We start from the raw sequence: 25,865 nt of genomic DNA, 5'->3' as shown, positions 1-25,865 counted from the left end.
ATTCCTCGCCTTTGCGATGGTTGGTTTAAATACCGGCTATGCCGGATCTCCACAATTGAATCTGCTGCTGAAGCAGTATCGTTCCAACCCTAACACTAGCAAATTTCGGGCGGTTAGGAGTGCTCGTTTCTAGCGACTGGGGGCAGTTTGCGTAATTGGTTATCAGGGCACTGCTGGCGCAGCAGGGCTAATGTGGTGCCGTTGGGTAGGGTCAGTTTCGGGTTTAAGTCCAGCAGGGGTTGCAGGGCAAAGTCCCGTTGCGACAGTTGTGCGTGGGGTACTGTCAGGCGGTCATCGTTTAGCGTTTGCTGGCCGAACAGCAGAACATCCAAGTCCAGCGTGCGTGGCCCCCAGTGTTGCAGGCGCTCGCGGCCGTGGGCCTGTTCAATATTCTGCAGATGGTCTAGCAGAACGTGAGGCGTCAGGCTGGTATTCAGCCATGCTGCACCGTTAACATAATCTGGCTGGTCCTGAGGGCCCACCGGTTTGCTGGCATAAAATGGGGATTGCGCAACCAGCGTGGTGTTTGGCAACGCTGCCAGTTCCGCAATGGCGCGACCCAGCTGCGCAGCTGGGTCTGCCAGGTTGCTACCCAGGCCAACGAATACGTCGGTCATCATGAATCCTGCGGTGGCCGCTTAACCGGTTTACGCCGGCGCTTGCGAGGTTTGGCTTCACCGCTGTCAAGATCTGTAATCATGCGTTCCTGGGCGCGCTCGTCCAGGCGCTGAAACTGTGTCCACCACTGGCCCAGACCGGGTTCAATCTCGCCGGCGCTCTCACGTACCAATAAGAAATCATAGGCGGCGCGAAAACGCGGATGCCCTAAGGTGATCAGTGCGCGTTTGCCCTGGCGCCGTGGCAGGCGCATCTGCAGTTCCCAGATCTCCTTCATGGGCCCGGAGAAGCGCTTGGGGATAGACGTTGCCTGTACCTGGCGGCCAATCACCTTGGAAATCGCACTGTGCAGAGCCGGTTGTACCGGATCGCCGTTGTCTTGGCGCCGACGCCATTCGTCTTGCAGCGCAGGCCACAACATGGCGGCGAACAGGAAATACGGGGTAACGGATTTGCCTTGGGCTATGCGTGAGTCGGTGTTGCGCAGGGCCTGGCGGATTAGCTCGTCGGGTTCACCGGCTGCCAGCGCGCTGGCGGTGTCGGGAAATAACGGTGCCAGCAAGCCGTAGTGGCGTAGTTTGTCAAAGGTTGCTTCGCCGTAGCCGGCGGAAAACAGTTTTAGCACTTCGTCAAACAGCCGCGCCGCGGGAATGTGAGTTAGCAGCGGTGCCAGCTCGCGAATGGGGGCTTCGGTGGCCGGCTCGATGGCAAAATCGAGCTTGGCGGCGAAACGAATGGCGCGCAGCATGCGTACAGGGTCTTCCCGGTAACGGGTTTCCGGGTCGCCAATCAACCGCATCTGGCGGTTGTTCAGGTCATCAACGCCGTTAGCGAAGTCAATAACGCTGAAATCGCGGATGCAGTAATAAAGGGCATTGATTGTGAAATCCCGGCGCAGCGCATCTTCTTCGAGGTTACCGTAGACGTTATCGCGCAGCAGCTGCCCGTGTTCGCTGGTTTTTCGATCGTCATCGTCATCATCGGCGGGGTTGGCATTGCCGCGGAAGGTTGTTACCTCGATGACTTCGCGGCCGAAGACCACGTGTACAATGCGAAACCGGCGGCCAATCAGGCGCGAGTTGCGAAACAGTTCGTGCACTTCTTCCGGCGTTGCGTCGGTCGCAATGTCGAAATCTTTGGGTTGGCCACTGAGCAGTATGTCGCGCACGCCGCCCCCCACCAGATAGGCTTCGTAGCCGGCTTTGTTGAGGCGATGCAGAACTTTTTTGGCGGGCTCACTGATGGCCGTGCGGGAAACGCTGTGCTGGTCCCGTGAAATGTCCCTCCGCTGATAGCCAAGGGGTTTTTCCCGGGAGCTGCCGGGCATGAACGAGCGCAGTTTGTCGACGAGTCTTTTAGGCATTGAAATCCGTTGCGGCCATAGCGGCGATGAACAAAAACCATGAGTTTAACGGTTTGCGCCGCTTTTGCACACGTTTGCTGCGGATTGCTATGATTTGCCCATGCCCGGTTATTTACCTGGGCCCATAAATTAAAGGGCGGATCCGCTTACACGAACCCGCCCACTAAAATCTAACGATCTAAATTATTTTTGTTATTGCCGGGATTTTTCTTACTTTTTGTGTCCCACCGTAAGCCCCAATATCAGGGTATTTCAAACAAACAGAATACTTTGAATACTTAGAGTGGTCAAAAGCGTTGTTCAAGTCTTACGTATCCGCAGCGCCGTCTGGTTGACGATTCTTATCTGCTTCAACAACCTTCACAAGCTAAGGAACCGCTAAAAAGCCAGGCATCCAAAACACTCTATTCGCTATTCGCTCGCGCTCTATTTTTATTTTTGTTGCTGAGCGCTTCTCGCAGCTATTTTTTTGTTTTTGTTGGCACGCTGCACTGTTACGTCTTGTTTTTGTTGTTGTGCCCTATAATACATAGCAGTCGCCGTGCCAGTTTTATGAATATGACTATAAACAATGGCTTGGCGTTTTCTTCTGGATAGGTGTTACCCCGTATTTGGGGAAAGTGTTACCGGTAGGTCATAAATGGCGGGGAAAGTGTTACCAAGAGAAACAGTTGGTAACACAAGTGAACATGGCCGGCAGCGGTTAGTGTGAGCTGCCAGACGTTTTTTTTCGCGGAATGCCGAGGCGCTGGCGTCTTTCCCATAAAGATTTACGACTGATGCCCAGCTTTTGGGCCAATTCGGTTTCACTCATTCGTTCCTGATTCTCCAGTACGAAGTGCTGAAAGTAGTCTTCCAGCGACAGATCGCCCTGGCTGTCTGCACCTTGGGCTTGGGCTTGCTTGTTGTCACCAGCCACCAGGGTTTCGGGGATGTACTCACTGTCGCCGTCGCCGTTCAGATCCAGCAGTGCGGGGGTAATCAGTTCCGAATCACACAAAATAGTGGCCCGTTCAATGGCATTTTCCAATTCCCGCACGTTTCCTGGCCAGCGATGCCTCTCTATAGTGCGCACGGCGTCTGCGCTGAACTGCAAATCGGGTTTGCCCATTTTGGCACCTTGGCGCTTTAAAAAGCGCCGTGCCAGTATCAGAATATCTCCCTGGCGATCGCGCAGAGGGGGAATGCGCACCTGCATTACGTTCAGGCGATAGAACAAATCTTCACGGAATTCGCCGCTGCGGGTCATGGCTTTCAAATTGCGGTGGGTGGCGGCCAGCATGCGCACGTTTACTTTGAGGCTTTGGGTAGAACCCACCTTACGGATTTCGCCTTCTTGTAAAACCCGCAGCAGCCGGGCTTGAGCTTCGGCGGGCAATTCGCCTATTTCGTCCAGAAACAAACTGCCGCCGTTGGCCGCCTCGATCAGCCCGGTGCGGGCGCCGACTGCGCCGGTGAACGCGCCTTTTTCGTGGCCGAACAGTTCTGACTCAATCAGGCTTTCAGGAATGGCTGCGCAGTTAACGGAGATCAGTGGAGCCGTCGCCCGTGGGCTCAGCAAGTGCAGGGCGCGGGCCGCCAGTTCTTTGCCGGTGCCGGACTCGCCCAGGATAAGCACCGTCGTTTCGGTGGGTGCCACTTTACGAATCAGGGTGAACACCCGCTGCATCGGTTCGCACTGACCAAACATGATGCTGGCCGGGTCTGACTCGGCGGCCTGGGTCACTGTTTTGGTGGTCACGGCGCCGCTGTCATCAGCCGCCGCCGGCGTGGATTTGCGCGCCAGAATGGCGGCCACCGACGCCAGCATTTCGTCGTGATCAAAAGGCTTGGCGATGTACTCCACGGCCCCCAGTTTCATCGAGTCAACGGCGGAGCGCAGGCTGGCGTAGCTGGTCATGATCAGCACCGGCGTTGCCGGTGCGCGTCGGATCATTTCGGTGCCCGGAGCGCCGGGTAATCGCAGATCGGATATGATCAGATCGAAACTGCCCAGGTCATGCTCTTCGGCTTCCTCCACCGAGCCTGCGTCGGTGACGTCGTAGCCGGCGTGGGTCAGCATCTTGCGGACTGCGGAGCGAATGATCTCTTCATCTTCAACAATCAGGATACGCGGCATATCTATGCTAGGACCTTTGATTCTGGCTGTGGGCAGCGGGTGTATCTTCGGGCTCGTAAGCAGGCAGCTTCAGGCGAATGCAGGTGCCCGGATTGCGGCTGTCTGCGGCGTTGAGCTGCGCCGGGCTATACGCCGGACTCTGCGCCTGAATGTTGCCATAGTGCTCTTCAACAATGCTGTAAACCAGCGCAAGACCAAGACCTGTGCCTTTATTGGTGGGCTTGGTGGTGTAAAACGGCTCGAAAATGTGGTCAAGCTTGTCCGCGGCGATACCGCTTCCCTGGTCGATGACTTCGATGATAGCCGAGTAGCCATCGGCCTTACCAATCACCCGCACTTCGCCGCCATCTGGCGAGGCGTCAAGGGCGTTGGTCAGCAGGTTTACAAACACCTGCACCAGCCGCTGTTCATCTCCCAGAATGAGCAGTTCTGGCGGACAGGCGTTGAGGTACGAAATGCCCAGCCCCTTGTCGCTCAACGACAATAAATTAATGGACTCCTGCACGCAGCGGCGTATTTGCACCGGCTCATAACGGTTGGCGGGGGCGTGATTGCCGGTGCGGGCGAAATTCATCAGTGACTGCAGAATATTCGAGATGCGCCGGGTTTGCTGCTGAATCTGGTCGGCGGTGTCCAGAATATCCGGGTTATCGGTTTCCAGTCGCAGATTTTGCGCCAGCGAAGAAATGCCGGTAACCGGGTTGCCGATCTCGTGAGCGACACCGGCAGCCAGCCGGCCCACTGAGGCTAGCCGTTCGCTGTGCATCAGTTCGTCTTCCAGCAAGCGAATCTCGGTTTGGTCTTCGACCATAATAATGCTGCCGCTCTCGGCATGGTCGGGCCCGCTCAGGGCGGCTTTGTGCAAGTTCAGCCAGTGTGGCCGGCCACGCAGGTCCAGGCGGTGTTTGTAGCGGTGCACGTCTTCGCCCTGGTTAAAGTCGTCCAGAAGCTGGTGCCAACGCGGCGGCAAGGTGGCCAGGCGCGCGCCAACCACTTCGTCGGCGCTGATGCCCGTCAGGCGCTCCATGGTCTGATTCCACATCAGGATTTCGCCGTCTTCACCCACTGAACAGGCGGGTATGGGCAGATTTAGCAGGGTCTGACGATAATGCCGGCGCAGGCTGTCCAGCTCACCGGCTAACCCGGTGAGCCGGTTCTGATAGTCGCCCAAGGCGCCTTCCACGTAGCGAATATCCTGAGCTGCTCGCTGCATGGGTTTGAAACCCAAATGGCGCTTGAGCATATCACGGGCGATTTCCGGCCCCATCAGGCCCGACAGATTGGCTTCCACCTGGTCTCGCAGGCGCCTTAGCTGATAAGGGCGGTACTCTACTTCGGGCAGTTTCAGTTGCAGCAGTGCACGTTCCACCTCGCGCTGGGCGCCATCTTGTCCCAGAGGATCGCTGAGCTGGCGTACAAAGTCTGCAGACGATGTGGCCAGCAATTCGCGCCGCTGCGGCCGCGACAAGGCCCCAAGCGAGCAGGCTTGGGCGGCGCTGCGTTCTTCACTGTTGCTGGAGCTAAGCACAGACACCACCACGAACATCGCGACGTTGGCGCCCAGGCTGAGGAACATAAACAGGTGCCAGTTACCGGCAGTCGGCACTACCGGGCTGCCCAGCCACAGCAGCAGATTTGCAGCGCCGGAAAAGAGGAGCATCAGGGTGGTCACCCAGATTGCCAGCCCGGTCAACAGGCCGGCGATCAGGCCGCGGCGATTGCCTTCGGGCCAGAAGATGACTCCCAGGGCGCCGGGTAACAGCTGCAGGGTACCGGTCAGAGAGATTGCACTAAGAATCGACAGCTGCAGATTTTTGCCCAGGATTTCATGAAACATCAGAGCCAGAAACAGGATCAGAGCAATCAGCAGCCGCTTGACCCATTGCAGCCAGCGGTAGATGTCGGCCTGATCTTTGGGCGTTTTCAACGGCAGTACAATGTGGTTCAGGGCCATGCCTGCAAGCGCCAGGGTGCTTACAATCATTAAACCACTGGCGGCAGAGAGGCCTGCAATGTACATCATCAGCGTTAACGCGGGGCTGCCCAAGGCCTGGCCAATACCAATGCTGTAGTAATTGGCCGCGGTGGTTACCCCAAGCTCCTGGCCGCCCCAAAGAATCAGCGGTATCGGCAGGCCCAGTAGCAACAAGTACAAGGGAAGGCCCCAACTGGCTTTGGCCAGCGACGCCGGAGACGGATTCTCGCTGAAAATCATGTGGTACATGTGTGGCAGTACCAGTACCGACGCGAAAGACATCAGCATAACCGCCCGCCAACTGGCGTCGTCGATACTCATAGCCATGTCAACGACGGGTGCTTCGTTTTGATCCAGCCAGAGCTGAAGGGCCTCAGGGCCGCCGAACACACCAAACAGAATGATGCCGCCCAATAGAAGTAGGGCTAACAGCTTAACCAGTGAGTCAAAGGCGATGGCCACCACTAGCCCGCGGTGGTTGCTGGCGTGGGCGTTGCGGCGGGTGCCAAACAAAATAGCGAACAGCACCACGGTTACGCTGAACAGAGCGCTAATAACGTTAGGCGACACATCGGGGGCAAGAATGCTGGCAGAACTGGTGACGGCCTGAATTTGCATGCTCAACAGAGCCAGAATGGCTGCGCCAGAACACAGTGTGACCAAAGTGCCCGCCCACTGACTGCGGTAACGATAGGCAAAAAGGTCAGCCAACGAGGTTAACTGATACGCCCGCCCAATACGCAGGTAAGGATTCAGCAACACCGGCGCCAACAAAAACGCACCGCTGATGCCCACATAGTAGGCCAGAAAGCCATAACCGGTTTCCGCCGCCGCACCCACCGATGCATACACCGACCAAATGCCGGCGTACACGCCCAGGCTAAGAACGTAAATGAGCGGGTGGCGCACCAGCTTGCGTGGCAGCAAGCCACGCTCTGATACCCAGGCAATGCCGAACAGCAGGCTCAGATACGCAACGCTGACCAGCAGCAGGCCGGCAGCACTAAAATTCATTGGGATCACGCCGCCATTCCAACCATACGCCAATGACAATCAATCCGGCCCAGATCAGATACGGGCTGTACCAGGCACTGCCGGACGACATCCACCAGTTGAGGATGTTGGGAGAGAAGACGTAAATCGCCAGGACCAACAAAAAAACCAGACGATAGATATACATCTAGGGTAACCGTGCCGCAGTGGATTCATGGCTTTATAACACGATCGCGGCGTTGCTGTCAGAAATGGCGGGCTACCAGTGCTGGGCGGTGAGCACAGGAATCGCGCTGCGCTGCCAATGGGCATGGGCCCAGGCAAGAACGGTGGCGGGTGGTTGCTGGGCCAGTTGCGCTGGCGGTTGCTGCCCTAAAGCGTTCAGCGCGGCCAGTAGATTTGCGCTGGCATTGGCGTCGTCCAGCGCCGGGGCGTGGTTCTGTTTGCTCAGCTTCTGGCCTTGCTGGTTACGTATCACAGGAATGTGCAAAAACTGCGGCACGGCGGCACCCAGCGCCTGAAACATCTGGTGCTGGGCGGCGGTCATGGTGCGCAGGTCTGAACCGCGCACAACGTGGCTGATGGCCTGATCGATATCGTCAACCACGACGGCTAATTGGTAAGCGTAGAAGCCCTCTTTGCGCAGTATCACCGGGTCGTCTGTTTCTGCCTTCAGGTTCTGTTGCTGTTCACCCAGCAGCTGATCAGTCCAGCGGCAGCGTTGGCTGCGCAAGGCAAAGCGCAGGGCGAAGTCACCGGGCGGCCAGGGCTGCTCGTTTGGTGCGCTGGGGTTGAGGTAGTGGTTGAGGGAATGTTTGCGGCAATGGTTGGGGTGTTGGCCCTGGTTGGCCAGCAGCTGCTTGCGTGAACAGCGGCAAAAATAGGCGTACCCGGTTTTCAACAGGGTTTCAGCGGCGGCGCGATAAGCGCTATGGCGTTGGGACTGATAACGTACAGGCTCATCACTAATCAGGCCGTGGGCGCTTAGGCTGTGGAGTATTCGGGGCGTCGCATCTACCGGTTGGCGCAGTGGGTCCAGATCTTCAATGCGTACCAGCCATTGGCCCTGGTGGTGCTTGGCCTCCAGATAGCTGGCCAGCGCGCTCACCAGTGAGCCGAAGTGCAGGGGGCCGGTGGGCGATGGCGCAAAGCGGCCGCGGTAAGAAACGTTAGGCGTCATGGCGAACAACGCCGGCGCAATAGCGGCCGGCGCCGTTTTGGCAGGTTAGCAGGCAGGTCAGATGCCGGTCTGGCGCTCGCGGATTTCCGCCAGGGTTTTGCAATCAATGCACAACGTGGCAGTGGGCCGTGCTTCAAGCCGGCGGGCGCCTATTTCCACGCCGCACTGGTCGCAAAAGCCGTAATCGTCTTTGTCGATGCGATCAACGGTTTTGTCGATCTTTTTGATCAGTTTGCGCTCGCGGTCACGGGTGCGCAGTTCCAGGCTGAACTCTTCCTCTTGGGTAGCTCTGTCGCTGGGGTCTGCGTAGTTGGCAGCATCTTCCTGCATGTGGTGCATGGTGCGATCCACTTCTTCCATCAGCTCCTGCTTCCACTTCAGCAGCAGGCCTTTGAAGTGTTCAAGCATGTGCGCGCTCATGTATTCTTCACCCTTTTTCATTTCGTAAGGAGTGAAGTTGGTGAAGTTTTCGCTTGAATTGGCTGTTTTATTGGTCATTGAACCCGGCCTCTTGTGAGTACTGCTACAAGAACGCTTTGCTTCCTTTCGCGTCAGCCCCCGTGGCTGTGCGGTATAAAACCTGGATTATAAAGCATTCGCCCTGAAACGGGATTTGGCGGAAAATAGCAGATAAGTTGCGGGGGTACCAGCTTTGCTGGCAATACATACGACTAAGAGGTATGCATGAAGTTTGAACAATCGTTACTGGAGGGGCAGCTTATTCGCCGCTACAAGCGCTTTTTGGCCGATGTGCGACTGGCTGATGGCAGTGAAGTAACCGCCCATTGCCCAAACACCGGCAGTATGCTGGGTTGTCAGCCGGCGGACGGCAGGGTGTGGTTGAGCCGCAGCGATAATCCAGCGCGCAAGCTGTTGTATACCTGGGAACTTGTTGAAACGGCTCCTGGCACTTTGGCTTGTGTAAATACGGCAAGACCGAATTCCCAGGCCCGCGAGGCGATTGAAGCGGGCCGTATCAGTGAGCTGACTGGATATAGCCATTGCCGCCCAGAAGTAAAATATGGCGAAGAAAAAAGCCGGATTGATCTGTTACTTTCCGGGCATGAAGCGAGGCCGGATGCCTGGGTGGAAGTGAAAAACGTAACGCTTGAGGACAACGGCCAGGGCTTTTTCCCAGACGCCGTGACAACTCGCGGGCAGAAGCACCTGCGAGAGCTTATGGCTCAGGTTGCGCTGGGTGATCGTGCGGTGCTGTTTTTTGTGGTGAATCACACGGCTATCGAAACGGTGCGGCCGGCAGATCAAATAGACCAGCATTACGGCCAGTTGCTGCGACAAGCCTGTGATGCAGGCGTAGAGATCATGGCCTACCGGGCAAACCTGGCCAACGATGACGGCAGCCCGTCCGGCAAGATGACTCTAACCGAACCGGTGCCGGTTATTCTTGAAGTCTGACGTCCGGCTCTACAACGAGAATCGCCCACGCAGTTCGTTTTGGTCTTGGTAGCTCCGGGGTTTTACCTGGGGGGAAGGCCAAAATACTGTCGAATTCGGTCTGCAACGGCTTCTGCCACATATTCCTGATCGGTACGAAGATGGGCGGTATAGATTTTTTCTTCAGCTGTCAGGGGTTCAAACCAGTCTTTCTGGGCATCCAGCAATTCTTCTGTGGCTTCCGAGGCGTCGCCTTTGCGCTTGCGTACCCATTCTTTTCGCAGCCCCTCTGGTGCTTCGCAGTGAATCAGCGCAAAGGGCACTCCCTGGCTTTCCGCAACAGCGGCAAACAGCGCGCGTTCCTGTTCTTTCAGGCAGGCCGTGTCGGCTATAACCGGGAAACCCGCAGCAAGCAGCCTGCTGGCAAGCTTCGCCAAGCGTTCATAAGTCTTTGTGTTGGCTTCGACGGAGTACAGGTTGCCCCCGGTAGGCGACTGACTGCCGTCCAGCGGCGCCAGCCCATACAGACGTTTACGTTCAACGTCCGATCGCAGCCGAATAAGACCCAGTTCGGCTGCCAGAGCGGCACTGACACAGGTTTTGCCGCTTGCGGATAAGCCGACGGTGGCAATAAAGTAGCGGTTAGGAATGCTGCTGTAATCTTCTGCAAGCTGAGCGTAGGCGTTATAACGCTGCCTCAGCTCTTCTTTTTCACTGTCGCCCAAGGACGGATTACCCATAGTGAACAGCGCAATCTTCGCTCGCACTATTGCCCGGTAAGCCTTGTAAAGCGGCAGCAGAGGCAGCGCCTCAAAATCGTCGCGATATTCCAGGTAGGTGTTCAGCACCAAGTTGGCTTTGGCGGTTTCGCCCCTCGATTCCAAGTCCATTAGCAGGAACGCCAGATCGTTAATAACATCAATCCAGCGGAACGGCTCGTTGAACTCGATGCAGTCAAACACCGTTACCTGATCGTTATACAGAGTGATGTTCGCCAGATGCAGATCGCCATGGCATTCACGCACCAGGCCCTGTTGGTGGCGCGCGGCAATCAGTGGCTTTTGGCGCTCGAAGGTGGTGCGGGTCCAGATTTCCAGATTGTCCAGCTGTGCAAGCTGGCTGGCATCGCTCAGCAGCGGCCGAATCTGGTCGAAATTCTCCTGCATGGCGGCGTAGACCGCGTCGGGTGCTCCTAGCGGGCTGGAGGGGTCAACCGGCGGCAGGCTTTCGTGAAACTCTGCTGCTTGTCGCGCCAGTGTTACCAGACGGCCCGGTTCCAGTTCGCCCCGTTCCTGCTGGCGATCGAACAAATCGTCCTGGCGGAACTGGCGCATTTTCAAAACGTAATCAAAGGCTTCCCCGCTGCCACCCAGCACCGGATTTTGTGGCGTGCCGGTAATGGGGATAACTTGCAGATACAAAGGCGCTGCCAGGCGCCGGTTCAGCCGCAGCTCTTCTTCGCAGAAATGCTTGCGCCGCGGCAAGGTGGAAAAGTCGAGGAAGCCAAAATCCATCGGCTTCTTGATTTTGTAGGCAAACTCACCGGTCAGAAGAACCTGGGAAATGTGAGTTTCGATAACCTGAAACTGGTGAACCGGATGATCGTACAAAGCCGGATTTTGTAAAGCTTGAACCAGTGTGTTCGCAGGCGAATCGCTCAAAGTGTTTTCCTCGTGTTGCTTGAACCCATTAATTGTCTATGTGACATCATAATGGCTAGATTACGGAAATAACACACAACTGGCCTGCTGCGAAGGCTAGTGTCTTGTCTGGCTAATTCGCAAGCCCCCCAGAAGGTCAGTAGGTTTACCAATTAGTCACACCAGACACCAGAGCGTTCGTTATACTGCCGCCATGAAAAATACCGACAAGGCCCGCAAGCCCGGCCGCAAAAAACCGGCTTCTCGTAAACAGCCCGCCGCCGCACAGTCCCGCCGCAAGGGTTTCTGGCGTATTTTACTGCGTCTGGCACTGCTTGGCCTGGTATTGCTGGCGGGCTGGATGGTGTATCTGGATGCGCAGGTCACATCGCGCTTTGAGGGTCGCCGCTTCGAGGTGCCATCGCGGGTTTACGCCCGGCCGCTGGAACTTTACAGCGGTGCGCCAGTAAGTGCCGCTGCGCTTGAGCAGGAGCTGGCATTGGCGGGCTTTCACAAAGGCGATGGTTCGCGCTCGGGCAGTTATCAGCGCAGCGGTGGGCGCTTTCTGATCAGCAGTCGCGGCTTTGATTTCCCCGATGGCAAGGAGCCGCGGCGGCACCTGGCGCTGAATATAGCGGGTGACCAGGTGCAGAGTTTGAAGGTTGTTAAAGGCCCTGATAGTGGGATTGTGCGCCTGGAACCGGCGCAGATTGGCGGTATTTATCCGGCGCATCAGGAAGACCGGATTTTAGTACAGTTGGATAAATTGCCAGAGTTGCTGCCGGCTGCGCTGATGTCGGTGGAAGACCGCCGTTTTTACGACCATCACGGTATTGCGCCGCTGTCGATTGCCCGCGCCATGCTGGCGAACATTCGCGCTGGTGGCATTGTTCAGGGTGGTAGCACGCTGACCCAGCAGTTGGTGAAAAACTTTTTCCTGACCCGCGAGCAAACTCTGCTGCGCAAGGGTAACGAAGCTTTGATGTCGATTCTGCTGGAGCTGCATTACAGCAAGAGCGACATTCTTGAAACCTATCTTAACGAGGTTTATCTGGGCCAGGCGGGCACACGCAGTATTCACGGTTTTGGCCTGGCCAGCCAGTTCTATTTTGCCGAGGCATTAGAGGACTTGCTGCCCCACCAACTGGCGCTGCTGGTGGGCATGGTCAAGGGCCCCAGTTATTACAACCCCCGCCGCCATCCACAGCGGGCCACCGCAAGGCGCAACCTGGTGCTGGACCAAATGCAGCAAGCAGGCCTTTTGGGTGAATCTGACGCGCAGCGCGCCCGGTCTTTGCCTTTGGGCGTGAGTGACAAGGCTTCTTTTTCGCAGAATCGCTACCCGGCCTATATCGATCTGGTTCGCCGCCACCTGGCACGGGATTACAAAGAGGAAGACCTGCGCAGCGAAGGCCTGCGGATTTTTACCACTCTTAACCCCGCTATGCAGATGGCTGCGGAGAAAGCGGTAACGGAAACGCTGCCGCGGCTGGGCGACAAAGCGCTGGAGTCGGCGTTGGTGGTGACGGCGAAAGACAGCGGCGAAGTGCTGGCTCTGGTCGGCGGGCGTGACCCGCGTTACGCCGGTTTTAACCGAGCACTGGATGCCAGCCGCCAGATTGGTTCATTGGTGAAGCCCTTTGTGTACCTGGCCGCGTTGTCGCAGCCGCAGCGTTACACGCTGATTACGCCGTTGCAGGACACGCGCTTTACCCTGAAATTCGAGAATGGCACGGTATGGCAGCCAAAAAACTACGACGGTCTGGAACGGGGCGAAGTACCCTTGCATCAGGCGTTGTCTAAATCCTATAACCTGCCGGTGGTTCGGGTGGGTCTGGACATTGGGTTGGCCGAGGTGAAATCCACGCTGCAGGCGTTTGGCACCAGCTCGGCTATTTCCGACTATCCGTCTATGCTTTTGGGCGCCGTCGCGATGACGCCGGTGAATGTGGCGCAGATATACCAGGGCCTGGCGACGTCAGGGTTTAACACCCCCCTGCGCACCATTCGAGAAGTGACCGACGCGGGCGGTGAGCGGCTTAGTCGCTACAGCTTGCAGGTGAACCAGGTGGCCGACCCGGCGGCAGTGCACCTGCTGCAATACGCCATGCAGGAAACCATGCAAGAGGGCACGGGCCGCTCGGCCTATAACACTGTGCCCCGTGCTTTGGCGTTGGCCGGTAAGACAGGCACCACCGATGACGGCCGCGATGCCTGGTTTGCCGGTTTTAGCGGCGACTTGCTGACGGTCGTCTGGGTAGGGCGAGACGACAACGGCGCTACCCGGTTAACTGGAGCCAGCGGAGCCTTGCCGGTGTGGTCGAATTTTATGGCTCAGGTGCCGCAAAACAGTTTCACGCCGGTGGTACCTGACGGCGTGCAATACCATTGGGTAAATGTACAACAGCAGGCGTTAACCGATGAACAATGCGAGAATGCGCGCCTGATGCCGTTTATCACCGGCAGCGAGCCAACGCAGACAATCACCTGCGCTGGCGCTCTGCCACAAAAAATTCGTGGTTGGTTTGAAGGATTGTTTCAATGATGAGAGTGCAGATGAGAGCACAGGTGTTGCGCAGGGCAGTTGTTTGTGCCGTTTTGTTACTGGCGGGCTGTGCCAGCGGACCAGGTGACGGTATTTACGTGCCTGCCGGAGAGCGTCCGCAGGTGCCTAAACCGCCGCTGACCGACGGCGCCGCCAAGCCAGCCGATGAACCGCAGGTATGGCGCAAAAGCGAACAGCCGCTTGGGCAGAAATCGCAACAGAAAGCACAACAGCAAACAGGCGTGCCCGAATACCGCGAATCCGGTGACCAAATGCCTGCGGCGGCAGCGGGCCTGGTAAAAGAGGCCATTACCCTGATGGCGCAGGGTAATGGGGCTGCGGCGATTACCCGCCTGGAACGGGCGCAGCGCATTGCACCGCGGTCTGCGGCGGTGTATTTCAAACTGTCTGAAGTTTACGCGATGACCGGCCAGCTTGGCAGCGCCGAACAGTTTACTCTTAAGGGGTTGTCGCTGGCGGGGCGTGATGAGCGCCTGCAGCGTTCAGGCTGGTTGCTGTTGGCCGATATTCGCAGAGCTCGGGGCAATGTGGCTGGTGCGCAGCAGGCCGAAAGCCGCGCCGCGCGGCTGTAATTCAGGCAAAACGGTAGCTTGGGAAAAGCGGGCAGAAAAAAAGGCCGCTGCGTTTAGCGGTGGCCTTTTTGCTTGGGTAACGCCTCACGGTGTTTTAAATCGTTGCGAATACCTTGCGTGCTGCGTTCAGAGTGAACTCGATGTCCTCATCGGAAATGGCGGCGCTGGTAAAGCCGGCTTCAAAAGCCGACGGCGCCAGGTAAATGCCTTCGGCCAGCATGCCCTGGAAAAACTTCTTGAAGCGTTCGATATCGCATTCCATCACTTGGTCAAAGCGGGTGACGGACGACTCTTTGCTGAAGAAGAAGCCAAACATAGCGCCAGCCCCTTGTACCGCCAGCGGAATACCTGCCTCGTCGGCCGCTGCCTTCAGGCCAGCGCAGATTTTTTCAGTTTTACGGGTCAGGGCGTCGTGAAATCCGGGTTCGGAAATCGCGTTCAGGGTGGCCAGGCCAGCGGTCATCGCCAGCGGATTACCGCTCAAAGTGCCCGCCTGGTAAACCGGGCCCAAAGGCGCAATGTGTTCCATAATTTCGCGTTTGCCGCCGAAAGCACCTACCGGTAGGCCGCCACCGATCACTTTGCCCAGCGCCGTCAGGTCTGGGGTTACGCCGAACAAACCCTGGGCGCCGCTCAGTGACACCCGGAAACCGGTCATCACTTCGTCAAAGATCAACACCGTGCCGTACTCGTCGCAGATCTCGCGCAGGCCTTCCAGAAACCCCGGAATCGGTGGAATGCAGTTCATGTTGCCGGCGACTGGCTCTACAATAATGGCCGCGATCTCGTGGCCCACGGTACGAAAGGTTTCGCGCACGTCATCAATATCGTTGAAGTTCAGGGTCAGGGTAAGTTCGGCCAGGCAAGCGGGTACACCCGGAGAATTTGGTATGCCCAGGGTCAGCGCGCCGGAACCGGCTTTCACCAGCAGTGAATCAACGTGGCCGTGGTAGCAACCTTCGAACTTGACCACTTTGTCACGGCCGGTGTAACCGCGGGCGAGGCGCAGTGCGCTCATGGTGGCTTCGGTGCCGGAGTTCACCATGCGCACCAGTTCGATGGACGGCACCAGTTCACACACTTTCATGGCCATCTCGGTTTCGATGGCGGTTGGTGCGCCGTAGCCTATGCCTTTTTCAATCTGCGCGTGCAAAGCTTCTTTTATAAGCGGGTTGGAGTGGCCAATAATCATTGGTCCCCAAGAGCCGATGTAATCGATGTAACGGCGATCGTCTTCATCGTAAAGATACGCGCCTTGAGCACTTTTGAAAAAGATGGGCGTACCGCCAACACCGCGAAAAGCCCGTACCGGGGAGTTAACTCCACCGGGAATGTATTTCTGGGCCTGTTCGAACAGGGTTTCGGAGTGCGTCATGTCTGGGCTCCTGCTAAATGCTTTGAGAAAATTGAGAACGATGTTGGGCAAACAGCCGGCTAAATTCGCGGGCGCGTTTTGCGGTGGCATTAATGTCGGTGCTGAAAAGCCCACCGGCCACCGCCAGCAAATCGGCACCAGCCCGAATCAGAGGTTCGGCGTTGCCCAGGGTAATGCCGCCAATAGCGGTCACCGGGAGCTTGAACTTTTTGGCCAGTCCCAGCACTTGCGTGTCGGCCGCGGAAGCGTCGGGTTTTGTGGCTGATGGATAAAACCGGCCAAATGCCAGATAACTTGCACCTTGCTCGTAGGCGGCTTGCGCCAGCGCTAAGTCGGCGTGGCAGGTAATGCCAATAATGGCCTGCTCACCGAGCAGACGCCGAGCGTCGGCCAAGGCGGTATCGCCTTGGCCCAGATGCACACCGGCTGCTTGCACCCGCAAGGCCATCTCGATGTTGTCATTAATCAGTAGCGGCACACCGGCATTGCTGCAGGCGGATTGCAGGGCGCTGGCCTGGCGCAGCTGTTCTGCTGTCGGCAAGTTTTTTTCACGGTATTGCACCAGTACTGCGCCGCCTTCCAGGGCGGCTTCCACCGCCGCTATCAGTGTATCGCCGGGGGTTAAGCGGCTGTCGGTAACGGCATACAGACCGGGTTTCAGCGTTAATGTTGCCATAGAATCCCCCGATCGGGCACAGGTTGCCCCTCACCCACTTTCAGCGCCTGAAGGATTGCACGGTGCACGTAGTTCTGCGCTTGCGTGATAGCGGCGCGCTGCGACAGGCCACAGGCGCGGCCTGCGGCAATCGAGGATGCCAGCGTGCAACCGGTGCCGTGATATTCGCCACCAATACGCTCGATATGCCAACGCTCGGGCTCGGCATCACGGCGGTACAGCACATTGATGATGGTTTCGCCGGTGCCGTGGCCACCTGTGGCTAGCACGTCACGGCAGCCAGCTAGCTGGAGTTTCGCGGCGGCTTTTTGCGGATCAGGTTCGCCGGTCAGCAATTCCAGTTCCACGCCATTGGGCGTGATCATTTCCGCCAAAGGGAACAGCCGCGTCAGCATGGCATTAATGAGTTCCGAATCTGCCAGATCACCGCCGCCGGCGGCTTTAATCACAGGGTCTACAATCAGCGGTATGTGCGGGCGTTTGCGAACAAATTCTACCAGCACGTCCACCACGTCAGCATTACCCAGGGCGCCGGTTTTTACGGCGTGAATAGGCGTGTCGCCAGCCAGGCATTCAAGTTGACGACGAATCAGATCGGCGTCAACCGGCACCGCAGCATAAACGTCGCGGGTGTTTTGCACGGTCAGGCAAGTCAGCACTGGCAGCGGATGACAGCCCAGGGAAGTAACAGACTGAATGTCGGCTTGCACACCGGCACCGCCGGAGGGGTCCAGCCCGGACAAAATCAATACTTGAGGACGGCTGCGGAGTTTGATGGCTCTCTCCTTGCGCTGAGATTGTTGTTGAGAATAATAGTGTAGTGGCGGCCTAGAATGGCCGTACAACCGCAAGAATAACCACCGCCAGCAGCACAAATACGGGCAATTCGTTAAACCAGCGGTAAAACACGTGGCCGCGGGTGTTGCGATCGTCGCGGAACACTTTGACCAAGTGGCCACAGTAAAAGTGATAAACGATCAACAGCGCCACTAATACGAGTTTGACGTGCAACCAGCCTTGGCTGAAGTAGCCAGACGCGTTATAGCTGATCAGCCACACGCCAAAAAATACGGTGGCAATCATAGACGGAGTGGTAATCCCGCGATACAGCTTGCGCTCCATGATTTTGAAGCGTTCGCGGCCCGGTTCGTCTTCGCAGGCCGCGTGGTAAACAAAGAGTCGTGGAAGGTAAAAAATGCCGGCAAACCAGCACACCATCGAAATTATGTGAAAAGCCTTAACCCAAAGCATGTCTAACTCCGCCGATATTGATAGTAACTTTCGATATCTGATTTCAGCACAACGCCATAAATTCTCTGGATCATTGGCGCCACATAACGCTGAACATACAAAGCTTCTGCGCTGCTGTTATCAAATTCATACAATGCCTCTTCAAGCGTGGCCTGATATTGCACCGGCGCCAGGTCGCGACGATTTGCCGGTATGTCCATCAGATTAATCTGCTCGGGCAGGGGCTGGTCTTCGGTTTTCAGCAGTTTTTCGCTGTCCTCCAGAAAACGTGCCAGATCTACCGCCGGCATCAGCGACGTTGGTCCGCTGCTGCCTTCAATTATCAGCCACTTAGGCTCGGATTTCAGGATTTTACGGGCTTCTTCCGGCGTCAGCCGACGTTGGATACGCAGGATACTCTTATCCATGATGGCTGCCACCGATACCCGCCGCAATGCTTGAATCACCGGAGAGTTCTGATAGCTCAGGCCCTGGGATTTGAGAATGGTCAAAAATAGCGATTTACGGCCAAACGCTTCGCTGGTCACCAGGCTTGAGGTGGTGATAATGAGCATGCCCGGCAAAATAATATTGGGGTTACGGGTTAACTCCATCAAGGCCATCAGCGCCGCTAAAGGCGCCTGCAATACCGCGCCCATCATCGCGCCCATGCCCAGCATGGCGTAAAAACCAACAGACGAGGTGTGGCCCGGCATGATTTCTGCACCGATCAATCCCATGGCTCCGCCGAGCGTCGCGCCCATGAAAAGCGTCGGCCCTATGATGCTGCTGGGCATACCCAGGCCAACCGTTAGAGCGGTAATCAAGAGCTTTGCGACGCCCACGCTCAAGAGCAGCCAGAAGCCGAGTCCGCCGTTTATGGCGTCATTGACCGTGTCGTAGCCGATCCCCATGGTTTGGGGTACGAAAATAGCGAAGGGAACCATTAGAACGCCGGCAATAATGACGCGTAATAAGATGGGACGGTGGCTGAAGCGCCCCATGGATTCCACCAGGTAAATAAAAAGCGCCGCTGCAACACCAATAATGACTGCAATGACCAAAATCCAGGGTATCTCGAGGAGTGAGTTCGTCATCAGTGCAGGAACATTAAACGCGGGATCTGGGCCGTACACGATCTGGGTGACTATCGCGGCGCTGACGGCCGCAAGAATGATGGGTGTGAAGCCGGCGATGGTGTATTCCATCATCACCACTTCCATCGCGAAAATCACCCCTGCAATAGGCGTGTTGAACGATGCCGATATGGCCGCAGCGCAGCCGCAGGCCACCAGGGTGCGGATGCTGTTGTTGGGCAGCCGCATCCACTGACCCATCAAACTTGAAAAAGCCGCCCCCAAATGAACGGCGGGCCCTTCCCGGCCTGCAGATTGCCCGGTAACAACGGTTGCAACGCCTACAATGAACTGAATAAAGGCGCTTTTGGCAGTGATATAGCCCTGGTGGTAGTTCAGGCGTTCCATAACATGAACAACACCGACTTTACGGTCATGAGTTGCCAGACGATGCAACAGCAAGCCAAGGCCAAGCGCGCCGACCAGAGGTAAAACTCCCCGTGTAACAACATCCAGACCCTCGAAAGCCTCGGAGGGAAAAGCCCCGGCTCCATCCCCGGGTAGAAAATATTTCAAGGGCCATTCAATGGCGAGGCGGAAGATCAGAATAACGCCGCCGGTGATCAAGCCGGAAAGCAGGCCCAGCAAGGCTAGTTGCGGCAGCGCATCTGCCCCGGATAACCGGCGCCGGAAACTGGCTTTCATTTTCGCCATTAGCTGGCGTGTGGAACGGATCATAAGGGGTGCATGCAGGGCCTGGGCCGGTTGATGATTTTCATACCGGTACTAATCCGGCGCAGACTGTCTTTGGTATTGTAGCCACCTCGGTCAGGGCTGCAATAAGCGGTTGGCTTATCATGATAGAATGATGGTTAAAAATGCAATTTCAGGAAACAGACGAGTGGGAGCTTAAACGTGATGAAAGTAGGTATTGTAGGTGGCACCGGATACACCGGCGTGGAATTGTTGAGGGTTCTGGCGGTGCATCCCCAGGCACAAGTGCATTGCATTACCTCGCGTTCGGAAGCGGGTATGCCCGTTTCTGACCTTTACCCAAATCTGCGCGGCCACTTTGATCTGGCGTTTTCAGAACCCGATGTTGCTGTACTTTGCCAATGTGATCTGGTGTTTTTTGCCACGCCACACGGTGTAGCCATGCGAATGGTGCCGGAGTTGATGGCAGCGGGTGTGCGCGTCGTGGATTTGTCGGCCGATTTCCGCTTGAAAAATCTGGACGTGTGGGCCAAATGGTATGGTATGCCACATGAGTGTCCGGAGTGGGCGGAAAAGGCCGTTTACGGTCTGCCCGAAGTCGTGCGCAGTGAACTCTATGATGCCCAGCTGGTGGCTAACCCCGGTTGTTATCCTACTGCGGTGCAACTGGGTTTTCTGCCTTTGTTGGAAAACAGGCTGGTAGACAGCTCCCGCTTAATTGCCGACGCCAAATCGGGCTCCAGTGGTGCGGGCCGTCAGCCCAGTGTGGGTATGTTGCACGGCGAGGTTGGTGAAAGTTTCAAAGCCTATGGCGCGTCTGGCCATCGCCACCTGCCGGAAATTCGCCAAGGCTTGAGCCAGGCCGCAGGAACCGCGGTGGGCGTTACATTTGTGCCGCACTTGGTGCCAATGATTCGCGGCATAGAAGCAACGCTTTACGCTGAATTGCATGACCTAGGCGATTTTGACCGGCTGCAGGAATTGTACGAAGAGCGTTATCGCGATGAGCCCTTTGTGGATGTAATGCCGTTTGGCAGTCACCCGGAAACCCGCAGTGTGCGCGGCGCGAATCACTGCCGCATGGCGCTGCACCGCCAGGAAAACAGCAACGTGATTATTGTTACCTCGGTGATTGATAATCTGGTGAAGGGTGCTGCCGGTCAGGCCGTACAGAATATGAACGTCATGTTTGGCCTGCCCGAAACCATGGGCCTGGAAGCGCCAGCCATGCTGCCATGAGAGCCGCAAAGCGAACTGCTGGCGCGGGGCTCAAGGGTTGTTAACTCTGCCTTTAAACAACAAAACGTGCAGGCCAAGCGTACTTTTTTATGGAGCAAACTGGTGGCGAACTAGCCCGCGGGCAGAGGCGTCGCGCTGCGCAATGTTTGCGCTCTGGTAATAGTTGATTGTTTTAGTCAGGAATACGATAATCATTAAAATTCAGCCAACATTCCGGAGGCGAACTTGAGCGTAGTTCAGCAACAGGTATCAGCCCCGCTGTTTTTCAGTGACAGTGCGGCGGCCAAAGCCAAAGAGCTTATTGATGAAGAAGGCAACGCCGACCTCAAGTTGCGGGTGTATGTAACCGGTGGAGGGTGTTCTGGCTTTCAGTACGGGTTTTCATTCGATGACGCCCAAGACGATGAAGACACAATTATCGAGCGCGACGGCGTGAAATTACTGGTAGACCCGATGAGTTATCAGTATTTGGTAGGTTCTACAGTCGATTATCTGGAAGGTCTACAGGGATCACAATTTGTGGTGAATAACCCCAACGCCAGCGCCACTTGCGGCTGCGGCAGTTCCTTCTCCATCTAAATCTAACAGACTGTTGGCGTTGTCTATTGGCTGCCGGCATTGGGTGATGAGCTGTTGGAGCTCGGCATTCGTCAGGCTGGGTAGATGGCTCCCAATACTTTCGGCCCGCTGGCGCCGGTTACTTCTGGCAGGTTGCCACTCAGTCCCAGAACGGTGCGGCGAGCCAGCCAGGCAAATCCGACAGGTTCCACCCATTGCGGGTCGAGCCCAAGTTCCTCAGTGCTGCACACGGCAGCCGGGCTAAGCGCCCGGGACAGTTCGCGCATTAACACAGGGTTCAGCGCCCCGCCGCCACACACATACACTGTAAACGCCGTCGATTGTGGCATCTGCCGGGCAATACTGAGCACCGTAAGCTGTAGTAGTGTGCGCTGCACATCGGAGGCACGTAAGTCCGGGTAACGCTGCAGCCGGGTTTTTATCCAGCCTAGATTAAAGCGTTCTTTGCCGGTACTTTTTGGTGCCGGGCTTGCAAAGTAGGCGTCAGTAAAAAAATCACCAAGCAACGCCTCGTTGACAATGCCTTCTTCGGCCAAGCGGCCGTCACAGTCAAAATGACGGCCAGTCTGGTCGGCACACCAGGCATCTAACAGGGCATTGGCCGGGCCTGTATCAAACCCGTAAACGCTTCCTGTTCCGGCTCTCGGTAGCCAGGTAATATTAGCAATGCCGCCCAAATTGATGATGCAGCGATCTTCCTCTACGCTGCTGAAGAATGACTGGTGAAACAGTGGCATCAGCGGCGCGCCTTGCCCTCCAGCGGCCATGTCGCGGCGACGAAAATCGGCAACGGTCGCGACTCCGGTGTACTCGGCGATAATGCTTGGGTTAGCAATTTGCAGGGAAAATGGTGCGCTGCCGCTAGGCTGGTGGCGTATTGTCTGGCCATGGCTGCCCACCGCGCCAATACTCTCTACAGGTATGCCGGATTGCTGAATAACGGTGTTGGCAGCCTTGGCAAACAACTGGCCCGTCAGTGTATCCAGCTCACCCAACTCGTCGGGTGTTGCGTGATTCTGGGCGGCCAGTTCTAGCCTGGATCGAAGTTCGGCGGGGTAGGCCAGGGTGTGGCGGGCGTGAAATTCTATGGTGTTGGTTTCAAACGACACCAGCACGGCGTCTATGCCGTCCATGCTGGTGCCTGACATCAGCCCTATCCAGGCGGTCATGTTTACTTCCCTGAAGCCAGAGTCAAAGACTGTTTTTCGTTACCGCGCAAATCGTCTAGCTGTGCCAGCTGTTGCTGAGTGAATTTCTTGAAGCGGGCCAGTTCGGTTTTTGGAATAGGCTTGGCGTCTGGCAACTTAACGGTGCGTGAGTTGCGCGGTGCACCGTTAACCCGGAATTCATAGTGCAAGTGCGGGCCTGTGACCATGCCGGAAGAGCCAACGTAACCGATGGTTTCACCTTGCTTAACTCGCCCGCCATTTTTGATGCCTTTGCCAAGTTTGCTCATGTGGGCATAAAGCGTTGTAATATTGTCGCCGTGTGACAACACAACCGTACGGCCGTAACCGCCTTTCCAGCCGGCAAATTTGATCCGCCCGTTGCCCACCGCTTTAATGGGTGTTCCGGGGGGGGCTGCATAGTCGGTGCCTTCGTGGGGCCTGACAACATCCAATACCGGATGCCGGCGCTGCAAGTTAAAGGATGACGAAACCCGCGCGTTCAGTGGTACGCGCAAAAAGGCTTTGCGCATACTTCTGCCGGTGGGGCTGTAGTAATCGGTGTCACCCTGAGCGTCTGTGTACAACATGGCGATGTTGTCTTCGCCGCGATTAACGAAGTTCGCCGACAGGATGCGTCCACTGCCAAATTTCTCGCCGTCCAGATACAGGTCTTCGTAAACCACTTCAAAGCGATCGCCCTTGCGCACGTCGTATACAAAATCGATGTCCCAGCCAAAAATGCCAGACATTTCCATCGTTAGCCGGTCGTCCATACCGGCGGCGCGGGCGGCCAGATAAAGGGAGCCATCGATGGTGCCTTTGGCAAACGCTGTTCGTACCTCTGGCTCTCGAACCACTTTTTTGCCAGTGAAGCCGTTTGCGCCAAGGGTTATGCTTAAACGCTCCAGTTTGCTGCGTTGCAGCTCAACCCCTGTAAGGGCACCTTCAGAATCCGTGGCGAAGCGGATGGTTTCACCAGCGTAGAGGCGCTGCAGTTTCTTCGCTTCGCCTGCTCCGTGAATAACCGACAGCATAATGCCATCGTTAAAGCCGGCTTTTTTGAACAGAGTCGATAGAGTATCACCCGAGCGAACATCAAAAAATTGCCAGTCTATGGTCGGCTTGCCATGGCTAGGGAGAAGGGCCTCCTCTGCTTCGGCTGTAAGCGCGGTCGAAGGCGTGACGGCAGTTGTCAGGTTTGAATTTACGTTGGTTGAGGTGCTCGATGCTTGGGTTGCTTTTGCTTGTGCCCCAGGCGCTAACGATGCTGGTACCGAAGAAGGAGTAGTAACAACGGTAGTGGCTGCGCCCGATTCAAGATCAAGAGCGATGGACATGCGCTTGGCTTCTACATCTGCACTCGGGCTCATCAGCACGGCAGTGGTAACAACAACGGTGGCCGCTGCTACGATGGTAATGTGGGTCTTGGGGAATGTTTTGAACACGTATTTCACCCGTTTAAGTCGATATTTCGGCAGTTTGTGCCGCTGTATTAAATCTGATTTTAATAGTCTAGCTGATAGATTACCGTATAAGAATCATCGGCAACAGACGTCAACATTACAGTTGCGGTGTTTGTTGCGCGGATTTCTCGGAGCGCGATTGTTATAATGCGTCGCCACGACTACTCAGTGATGGTTAAAAATTGAACAATTGTATCTTAGCAAAGTCGCGGCGAATAGGCAGGGTTGTTATCGAACTCTGTGAACTGGAACTGTTTCAAGTCAAATTATGAGGTGGGGTGTTCATGGCATCGATTGATGAATCGCTGGCGCTGATCAAGCGTGGTATCGACGAGCTAATTCCCGAGGAGGAGCTAGTCGCCAAACTTAAAGAAGGGCGCCCGCTGCGTATTAAGGCTGGTTTTGATCCCACTGCGCCTGATCTTCATCTTGGCCACACGGTGCTTATTAACAAGCTGCGCCAGTTCCAGGATTTGGGTCACGAAGTCATTTTCCTGATCGGCGACTTCACCGGTATGATTGGCGACCCGTCGGGCAAGAGTGCTACCCGGCCGCCGCTGACCAGTGAGCAGGTAGCGGCTAATGCGGTTACCTATAAAGAGCAGGTGTTCAAAATTCTGGACCCCGCCAAAACCCGCGTTGCTTTTAATTCCGAATGGATGAGCAAAATGAGCGCCGCCGACATGATTGCTTTGGCGGGGCAGTACACGGTGGCTCGCATGCTCGAGCGCGACGATTTTGACAAGCGTTACACCGGTGGTCAGCCGATTGCGATACACGAATTTCTATACCCTCTCATTCAGGGATACGATTCGGTCGCCCTGGAGGCAGACGTCGAGCTGGGCGGCACCGATCAGAAGTTTAACCTGCTGATGGGGCGGGCATTGCAGAAGAACTACGGTCAGAAGCCGCAAGTCATATTGACGGTGCCCATTCTTGAGGGTCTGGATGGGGTGCAGAAGATGTCCAAGTCGTTGGGCAACTATGTGGGTGTGAATGACGCGCCTGGTGAAATGTACGCCAAGCTGCTATCGGTACCCGATGAGTTGTTATGGCGTTACTTTGAATTGCTGAGCTTCCGGCCTCTGGCTGAAATAGAAGAGTTTCAGGCCCAAGTAAGTTCCGGAGCTAACCCGCAGGACTATAAGAAGCTGCTGGCAGAAGAACTGATTACCCGCTTCCATAATGAAGAAGCTGCGAAGACTGCTCACAAGTCCGCGGGCAACCGTGTGACGCTAGGCGAAATACCCGACAACGTGCCAGAGGTAAGCGTTGCGCTGGAGGGGCAGGAGCAGTTGGCAATTGGCACGGTGCTGCGTATGGCCGGATTGGTTAAGAACGGTGCAGCAGCGCGGGATGTGTTGGGCCGTGGTGCCGTCTTTATAGATGGCGTAAAGCTTGAGGGCGACAGAATGTTTGCTGAAGGCGACACCTGTGTTATCCAGGCCGGCAAGAAGAAGGTTGCGCGTATTACTATGGTGAAATAGGCCGATGACGGGGATTTGAGCTTTTTTCACTTTCCCCGTTGACCTGTCCCGAGAAGTCTGTAGAATGCGCATTTCGCTTGAGGGACACCCCGGATTAGAGGGGGCAGAGATTAAGCGGAAACTGTTTGGTAAGACGTTGAAAAGTTTAGGAAATGTGATTCAAACTTTGAACGCGAAAACGGTTGACAGGGCAGCGAAACGATGTATGATTCGCCTCCTGATTGAGCCACGGCTCAAACGCTCTTTAAAAAATCAACCAAGTAATTCGTGTGGGCGCTGACGGGAGTATTTCGGTAAGAAATACCAAGTCAACGACTCGTCAAGAATTGAGTTTTTGTCTTGAGCAGATTTAAGATCTTCGGATCTTGTATGATTTAAACTGAAGAGTTTGATCATGGCTCAGATTGAACGCTGGCGGCAGGCTTAACACATGCAA

The 25,865-nt window shown here is 56.1% G+C and carries 21 protein-coding genes; 6 read left to right on the top strand and 15 right to left on the bottom strand.

The annotated features are described in order from the left end of the window. Positions 1–113 precede the first annotated feature (113 nt). The 7 genes from folK to dksA form a co-directional block, all read right to left on the bottom strand. Positions 114–620, bottom strand: a complete 507-nt coding sequence (gene folK / locus A3OI_RS0101270; protein ID WP_026223930.1) for a 2-amino-4-hydroxy-6-hydroxymethyldihydropteridine diphosphokinase — start codon at positions 618–620, stop codon at positions 114–116. Then, entirely contained in the window at positions 617–1,981 is a 1,365-nt protein-coding gene (gene pcnB / locus A3OI_RS0101265; RefSeq protein ID WP_018402544.1) for a polynucleotide adenylyltransferase PcnB, read from the bottom strand. The genes folK and pcnB overlap by 4 nt, the downstream gene beginning before the upstream one ends. 703 nt (positions 1,982–2,684) lie before the next feature. Next, positions 2,685–4,100, bottom strand: a complete 1,416-nt coding sequence (locus tag A3OI_RS0101260; RefSeq protein ID WP_018402543.1) for a sigma-54-dependent transcriptional regulator — start codon at positions 4,098–4,100, stop codon at positions 2,685–2,687. Between the two features lie 7 nt (positions 4,101–4,107). Then, a complete protein-coding gene (locus A3OI_RS0101255; RefSeq protein ID WP_018402542.1) occupies positions 4,108–7,089 on the bottom strand; it encodes an ATP-binding protein in 2,982 nt (993 codons plus the stop codon). Further along, entirely contained in the window at positions 7,079–7,255 is a 177-nt protein-coding gene (locus A3OI_RS23020; RefSeq protein ID WP_018402541.1) for a hypothetical protein, read from the bottom strand. Before A3OI_RS23020 ends, A3OI_RS0101255 begins: the two co-directional genes overlap by 11 nt. 72 nt (positions 7,256–7,327) lie before the next feature. Further along, positions 7,328–8,248 carry a tRNA glutamyl-Q(34) synthetase GluQRS gene (gene gluQRS, locus A3OI_RS0101245; RefSeq protein ID WP_018402540.1) on the bottom strand — a complete coding sequence of 307 codons (921 nt, stop codon included), beginning with the start codon at positions 8,246–8,248 and terminating at the stop codon, positions 7,328–7,330. Positions 8,249–8,305: 57 nt separating this feature from the next. Further along, on the bottom strand, positions 8,306–8,746 hold the full coding sequence (dksA, locus tag A3OI_RS0101240; RefSeq protein ID WP_018402539.1) for an RNA polymerase-binding protein DksA: 441 nt from the start codon (positions 8,744–8,746) through the stop codon (positions 8,306–8,308). A 186-nt stretch (positions 8,747–8,932) separates the two neighbouring features. Between dksA and sfsA the strand changes: the two genes are divergently transcribed. Then, positions 8,933–9,664 carry a DNA/RNA nuclease SfsA gene (gene sfsA / locus A3OI_RS0101235; protein WP_018402538.1) on the top strand — a complete coding sequence of 244 codons (732 nt, stop codon included), beginning with the start codon at positions 8,933–8,935 and terminating at the stop codon, positions 9,662–9,664. A gap of 62 nt (positions 9,665–9,726) precedes the next feature. On the opposite strand, the gene A3OI_RS0101230 is transcribed toward sfsA, so the two are convergent. Then, positions 9,727–11,304 (bottom strand): bifunctional aminoglycoside phosphotransferase/ATP-binding protein, encoded by a 1,578-nt coding sequence (locus tag A3OI_RS0101230; protein ID WP_018402537.1) that lies wholly within the window; start codon positions 11,302–11,304, stop codon positions 9,727–9,729. A gap of 193 nt (positions 11,305–11,497) precedes the next feature. On the opposite strand from A3OI_RS0101230, the gene mrcB reads away from it, so the two are divergent. Together mrcB and A3OI_RS0101220 are read left to right on the top strand one after the other, a co-directional pair. Then, positions 11,498–13,828 carry a penicillin-binding protein 1B gene (gene mrcB / locus A3OI_RS0101225; RefSeq protein WP_018402536.1) on the top strand — a complete coding sequence of 777 codons (2,331 nt, stop codon included), beginning with the start codon at positions 11,498–11,500 and terminating at the stop codon, positions 13,826–13,828. Continuing rightward, positions 13,825–14,421, top strand: coding sequence for a tetratricopeptide repeat protein (locus tag A3OI_RS0101220; RefSeq protein WP_018402535.1), 597 nt, complete (start codon positions 13,825–13,827; stop codon positions 14,419–14,421). Before mrcB ends, A3OI_RS0101220 begins: the two co-directional genes overlap by 4 nt. A gap of 94 nt (positions 14,422–14,515) precedes the next feature. Here the strand turns inward: A3OI_RS0101220 and hemL are convergent, their stop codons facing one another. From hemL to A3OI_RS0101195, 5 genes are all read right to left on the bottom strand, one after another. Next, complete coding sequence (hemL, locus tag A3OI_RS0101215; protein WP_018402534.1) at positions 14,516–15,796, bottom strand: glutamate-1-semialdehyde 2,1-aminomutase; 1,281 nt, start codon at positions 15,794–15,796, stop codon at positions 14,516–14,518. A gap of 13 nt (positions 15,797–15,809) precedes the next feature. Continuing rightward, positions 15,810–16,472 (bottom strand): thiamine phosphate synthase, encoded by a 663-nt coding sequence (gene thiE / locus A3OI_RS0101210; protein ID WP_018402533.1) that lies wholly within the window; start codon positions 16,470–16,472, stop codon positions 15,810–15,812. Next, positions 16,460–17,221 (bottom strand): bifunctional hydroxymethylpyrimidine kinase/phosphomethylpyrimidine kinase, encoded by a 762-nt coding sequence (thiD, locus tag A3OI_RS0101205; RefSeq protein WP_018402532.1) that lies wholly within the window; start codon positions 17,219–17,221, stop codon positions 16,460–16,462. Before thiD ends, thiE begins: the two co-directional genes overlap by 13 nt. 79 nt (positions 17,222–17,300) lie before the next feature. Continuing rightward, positions 17,301–17,723 (bottom strand): protoporphyrinogen oxidase HemJ, encoded by a 423-nt coding sequence (hemJ, locus tag A3OI_RS0101200; RefSeq protein ID WP_018402531.1) that lies wholly within the window; start codon positions 17,721–17,723, stop codon positions 17,301–17,303. A 2-nt stretch (positions 17,724–17,725) separates the two neighbouring features. Continuing rightward, positions 17,726–19,516 carry a chloride channel protein gene (locus tag A3OI_RS0101195; RefSeq protein WP_018402530.1) on the bottom strand — a complete coding sequence of 597 codons (1,791 nt, stop codon included), beginning with the start codon at positions 19,514–19,516 and terminating at the stop codon, positions 17,726–17,728. 177 nt (positions 19,517–19,693) lie between these two features. Here A3OI_RS0101195 and argC point away from each other — a divergent pair, with 177 nt between their 5' ends. After that, the gene (argC, locus tag A3OI_RS0101190; RefSeq protein ID WP_026223928.1) at positions 19,694–20,731 is read left to right on the top strand and encodes an N-acetyl-gamma-glutamyl-phosphate reductase; all 1,038 of its coding nucleotides are present in this window, start codon (positions 19,694–19,696) and stop codon (positions 20,729–20,731) included. A 225-nt stretch (positions 20,732–20,956) separates the two neighbouring features. Continuing rightward, entirely contained in the window at positions 20,957–21,310 is a 354-nt protein-coding gene (erpA, locus tag A3OI_RS0101180) for an iron-sulfur cluster insertion protein ErpA (protein WP_018402527.1), read from the top strand. A gap of 71 nt (positions 21,311–21,381) precedes the next feature. On the opposite strand, the gene A3OI_RS0101175 is transcribed toward erpA, so the two are convergent. Further along, a complete protein-coding gene (locus tag A3OI_RS0101175; protein ID WP_018402526.1) occupies positions 21,382–22,479 on the bottom strand; it encodes an anhydro-N-acetylmuramic acid kinase in 1,098 nt (365 codons plus the stop codon). Between the two features lie 2 nt (positions 22,480–22,481). Beyond that, positions 22,482–23,924, bottom strand: coding sequence for an OapA family protein (locus tag A3OI_RS0101170; protein WP_018402525.1), 1,443 nt, complete (start codon positions 23,922–23,924; stop codon positions 22,482–22,484). Between the two features lie 302 nt (positions 23,925–24,226). Between A3OI_RS0101170 and tyrS the strand changes: the two genes are divergently transcribed. Further along, on the top strand, positions 24,227–25,429 hold the full coding sequence (gene tyrS, locus A3OI_RS0101165) for a tyrosine--tRNA ligase (protein WP_018402524.1): 1,203 nt from the start codon (positions 24,227–24,229) through the stop codon (positions 25,427–25,429). The last annotated feature ends 436 nt before the right edge of the window (positions 25,430–25,865 follow it).

The organism is Marinobacter gelidimuriae (genome assembly GCF_000372805.1).
Taxonomy (GTDB): Bacteria; Pseudomonadota; Gammaproteobacteria; order Pseudomonadales; family Oleiphilaceae; genus Marinobacter; species Marinobacter gelidimuriae.
Note: the sequence above shows the minus strand (reverse complement) of the source record. Positions and strands in the feature narration are given on the sequence as shown.

What these genes read in the sequence shown, in the direction of transcription:
- A3OI_RS0101220 (WP_018402535.1), top strand. Translation starts at nt 13,825, where the DNA reads ATGATGAGAGTGCAGATGAGAGCACAGGTGTTGCGCAGGGCAGTTGTT.
- A3OI_RS0101175 (WP_018402526.1), bottom strand. Translation starts at nt 22,479, where the DNA reads ATGACCGCCTGGATAGGGCTGATGTCAGGCACCAGCATGGACGGCATA.
- pcnB (WP_018402544.1), bottom strand. Translation starts at nt 1,981, where the DNA reads ATGCCTAAAAGACTCGTCGACAAACTGCGCTCGTTCATGCCCGGCAGC.
- hemJ (WP_018402531.1), bottom strand. Translation starts at nt 17,723, where the DNA reads ATGCTTTGGGTTAAGGCTTTTCACATAATTTCGATGGTGTGCTGGTTT.
- dksA (WP_018402539.1), bottom strand. Translation starts at nt 8,746, where the DNA reads ATGACCAATAAAACAGCCAATTCAAGCGAAAACTTCACCAACTTCACT.
- sfsA (WP_018402538.1), top strand. Translation starts at nt 8,933, where the DNA reads ATGAAGTTTGAACAATCGTTACTGGAGGGGCAGCTTATTCGCCGCTAC.
- thiE (WP_018402533.1), bottom strand. Translation starts at nt 16,472, where the DNA reads ATGGCAACATTAACGCTGAAACCCGGTCTGTATGCCGTTACCGACAGC.
- gluQRS (WP_018402540.1), bottom strand. Translation starts at nt 8,248, where the DNA reads ATGACGCCTAACGTTTCTTACCGCGGCCGCTTTGCGCCATCGCCCACC.
- A3OI_RS0101255 (WP_018402542.1), bottom strand. Translation starts at nt 7,089, where the DNA reads ATGAATTTTAGTGCTGCCGGCCTGCTGCTGGTCAGCGTTGCGTATCTG.
- A3OI_RS0101260 (WP_018402543.1), bottom strand. Translation starts at nt 4,100, where the DNA reads ATGCCGCGTATCCTGATTGTTGAAGATGAAGAGATCATTCGCTCCGCA.
- tyrS (WP_018402524.1), top strand. Translation starts at nt 24,227, where the DNA reads ATGGCATCGATTGATGAATCGCTGGCGCTGATCAAGCGTGGTATCGAC.
- A3OI_RS0101195 (WP_018402530.1), bottom strand. Translation starts at nt 19,516, where the DNA reads ATGATCCGTTCCACACGCCAGCTAATGGCGAAAATGAAAGCCAGTTTC.
- mrcB (WP_018402536.1), top strand. Translation starts at nt 11,498, where the DNA reads ATGAAAAATACCGACAAGGCCCGCAAGCCCGGCCGCAAAAAACCGGCT.
- A3OI_RS23020 (WP_018402541.1), bottom strand. Translation starts at nt 7,255, where the DNA reads ATGTATATCTATCGTCTGGTTTTTTTGTTGGTCCTGGCGATTTACGTC.
- folK (WP_026223930.1), bottom strand. Translation starts at nt 620, where the DNA reads ATGATGACCGACGTATTCGTTGGCCTGGGTAGCAACCTGGCAGACCCA.
- hemL (WP_018402534.1), bottom strand. Translation starts at nt 15,796, where the DNA reads ATGACGCACTCCGAAACCCTGTTCGAACAGGCCCAGAAATACATTCCC.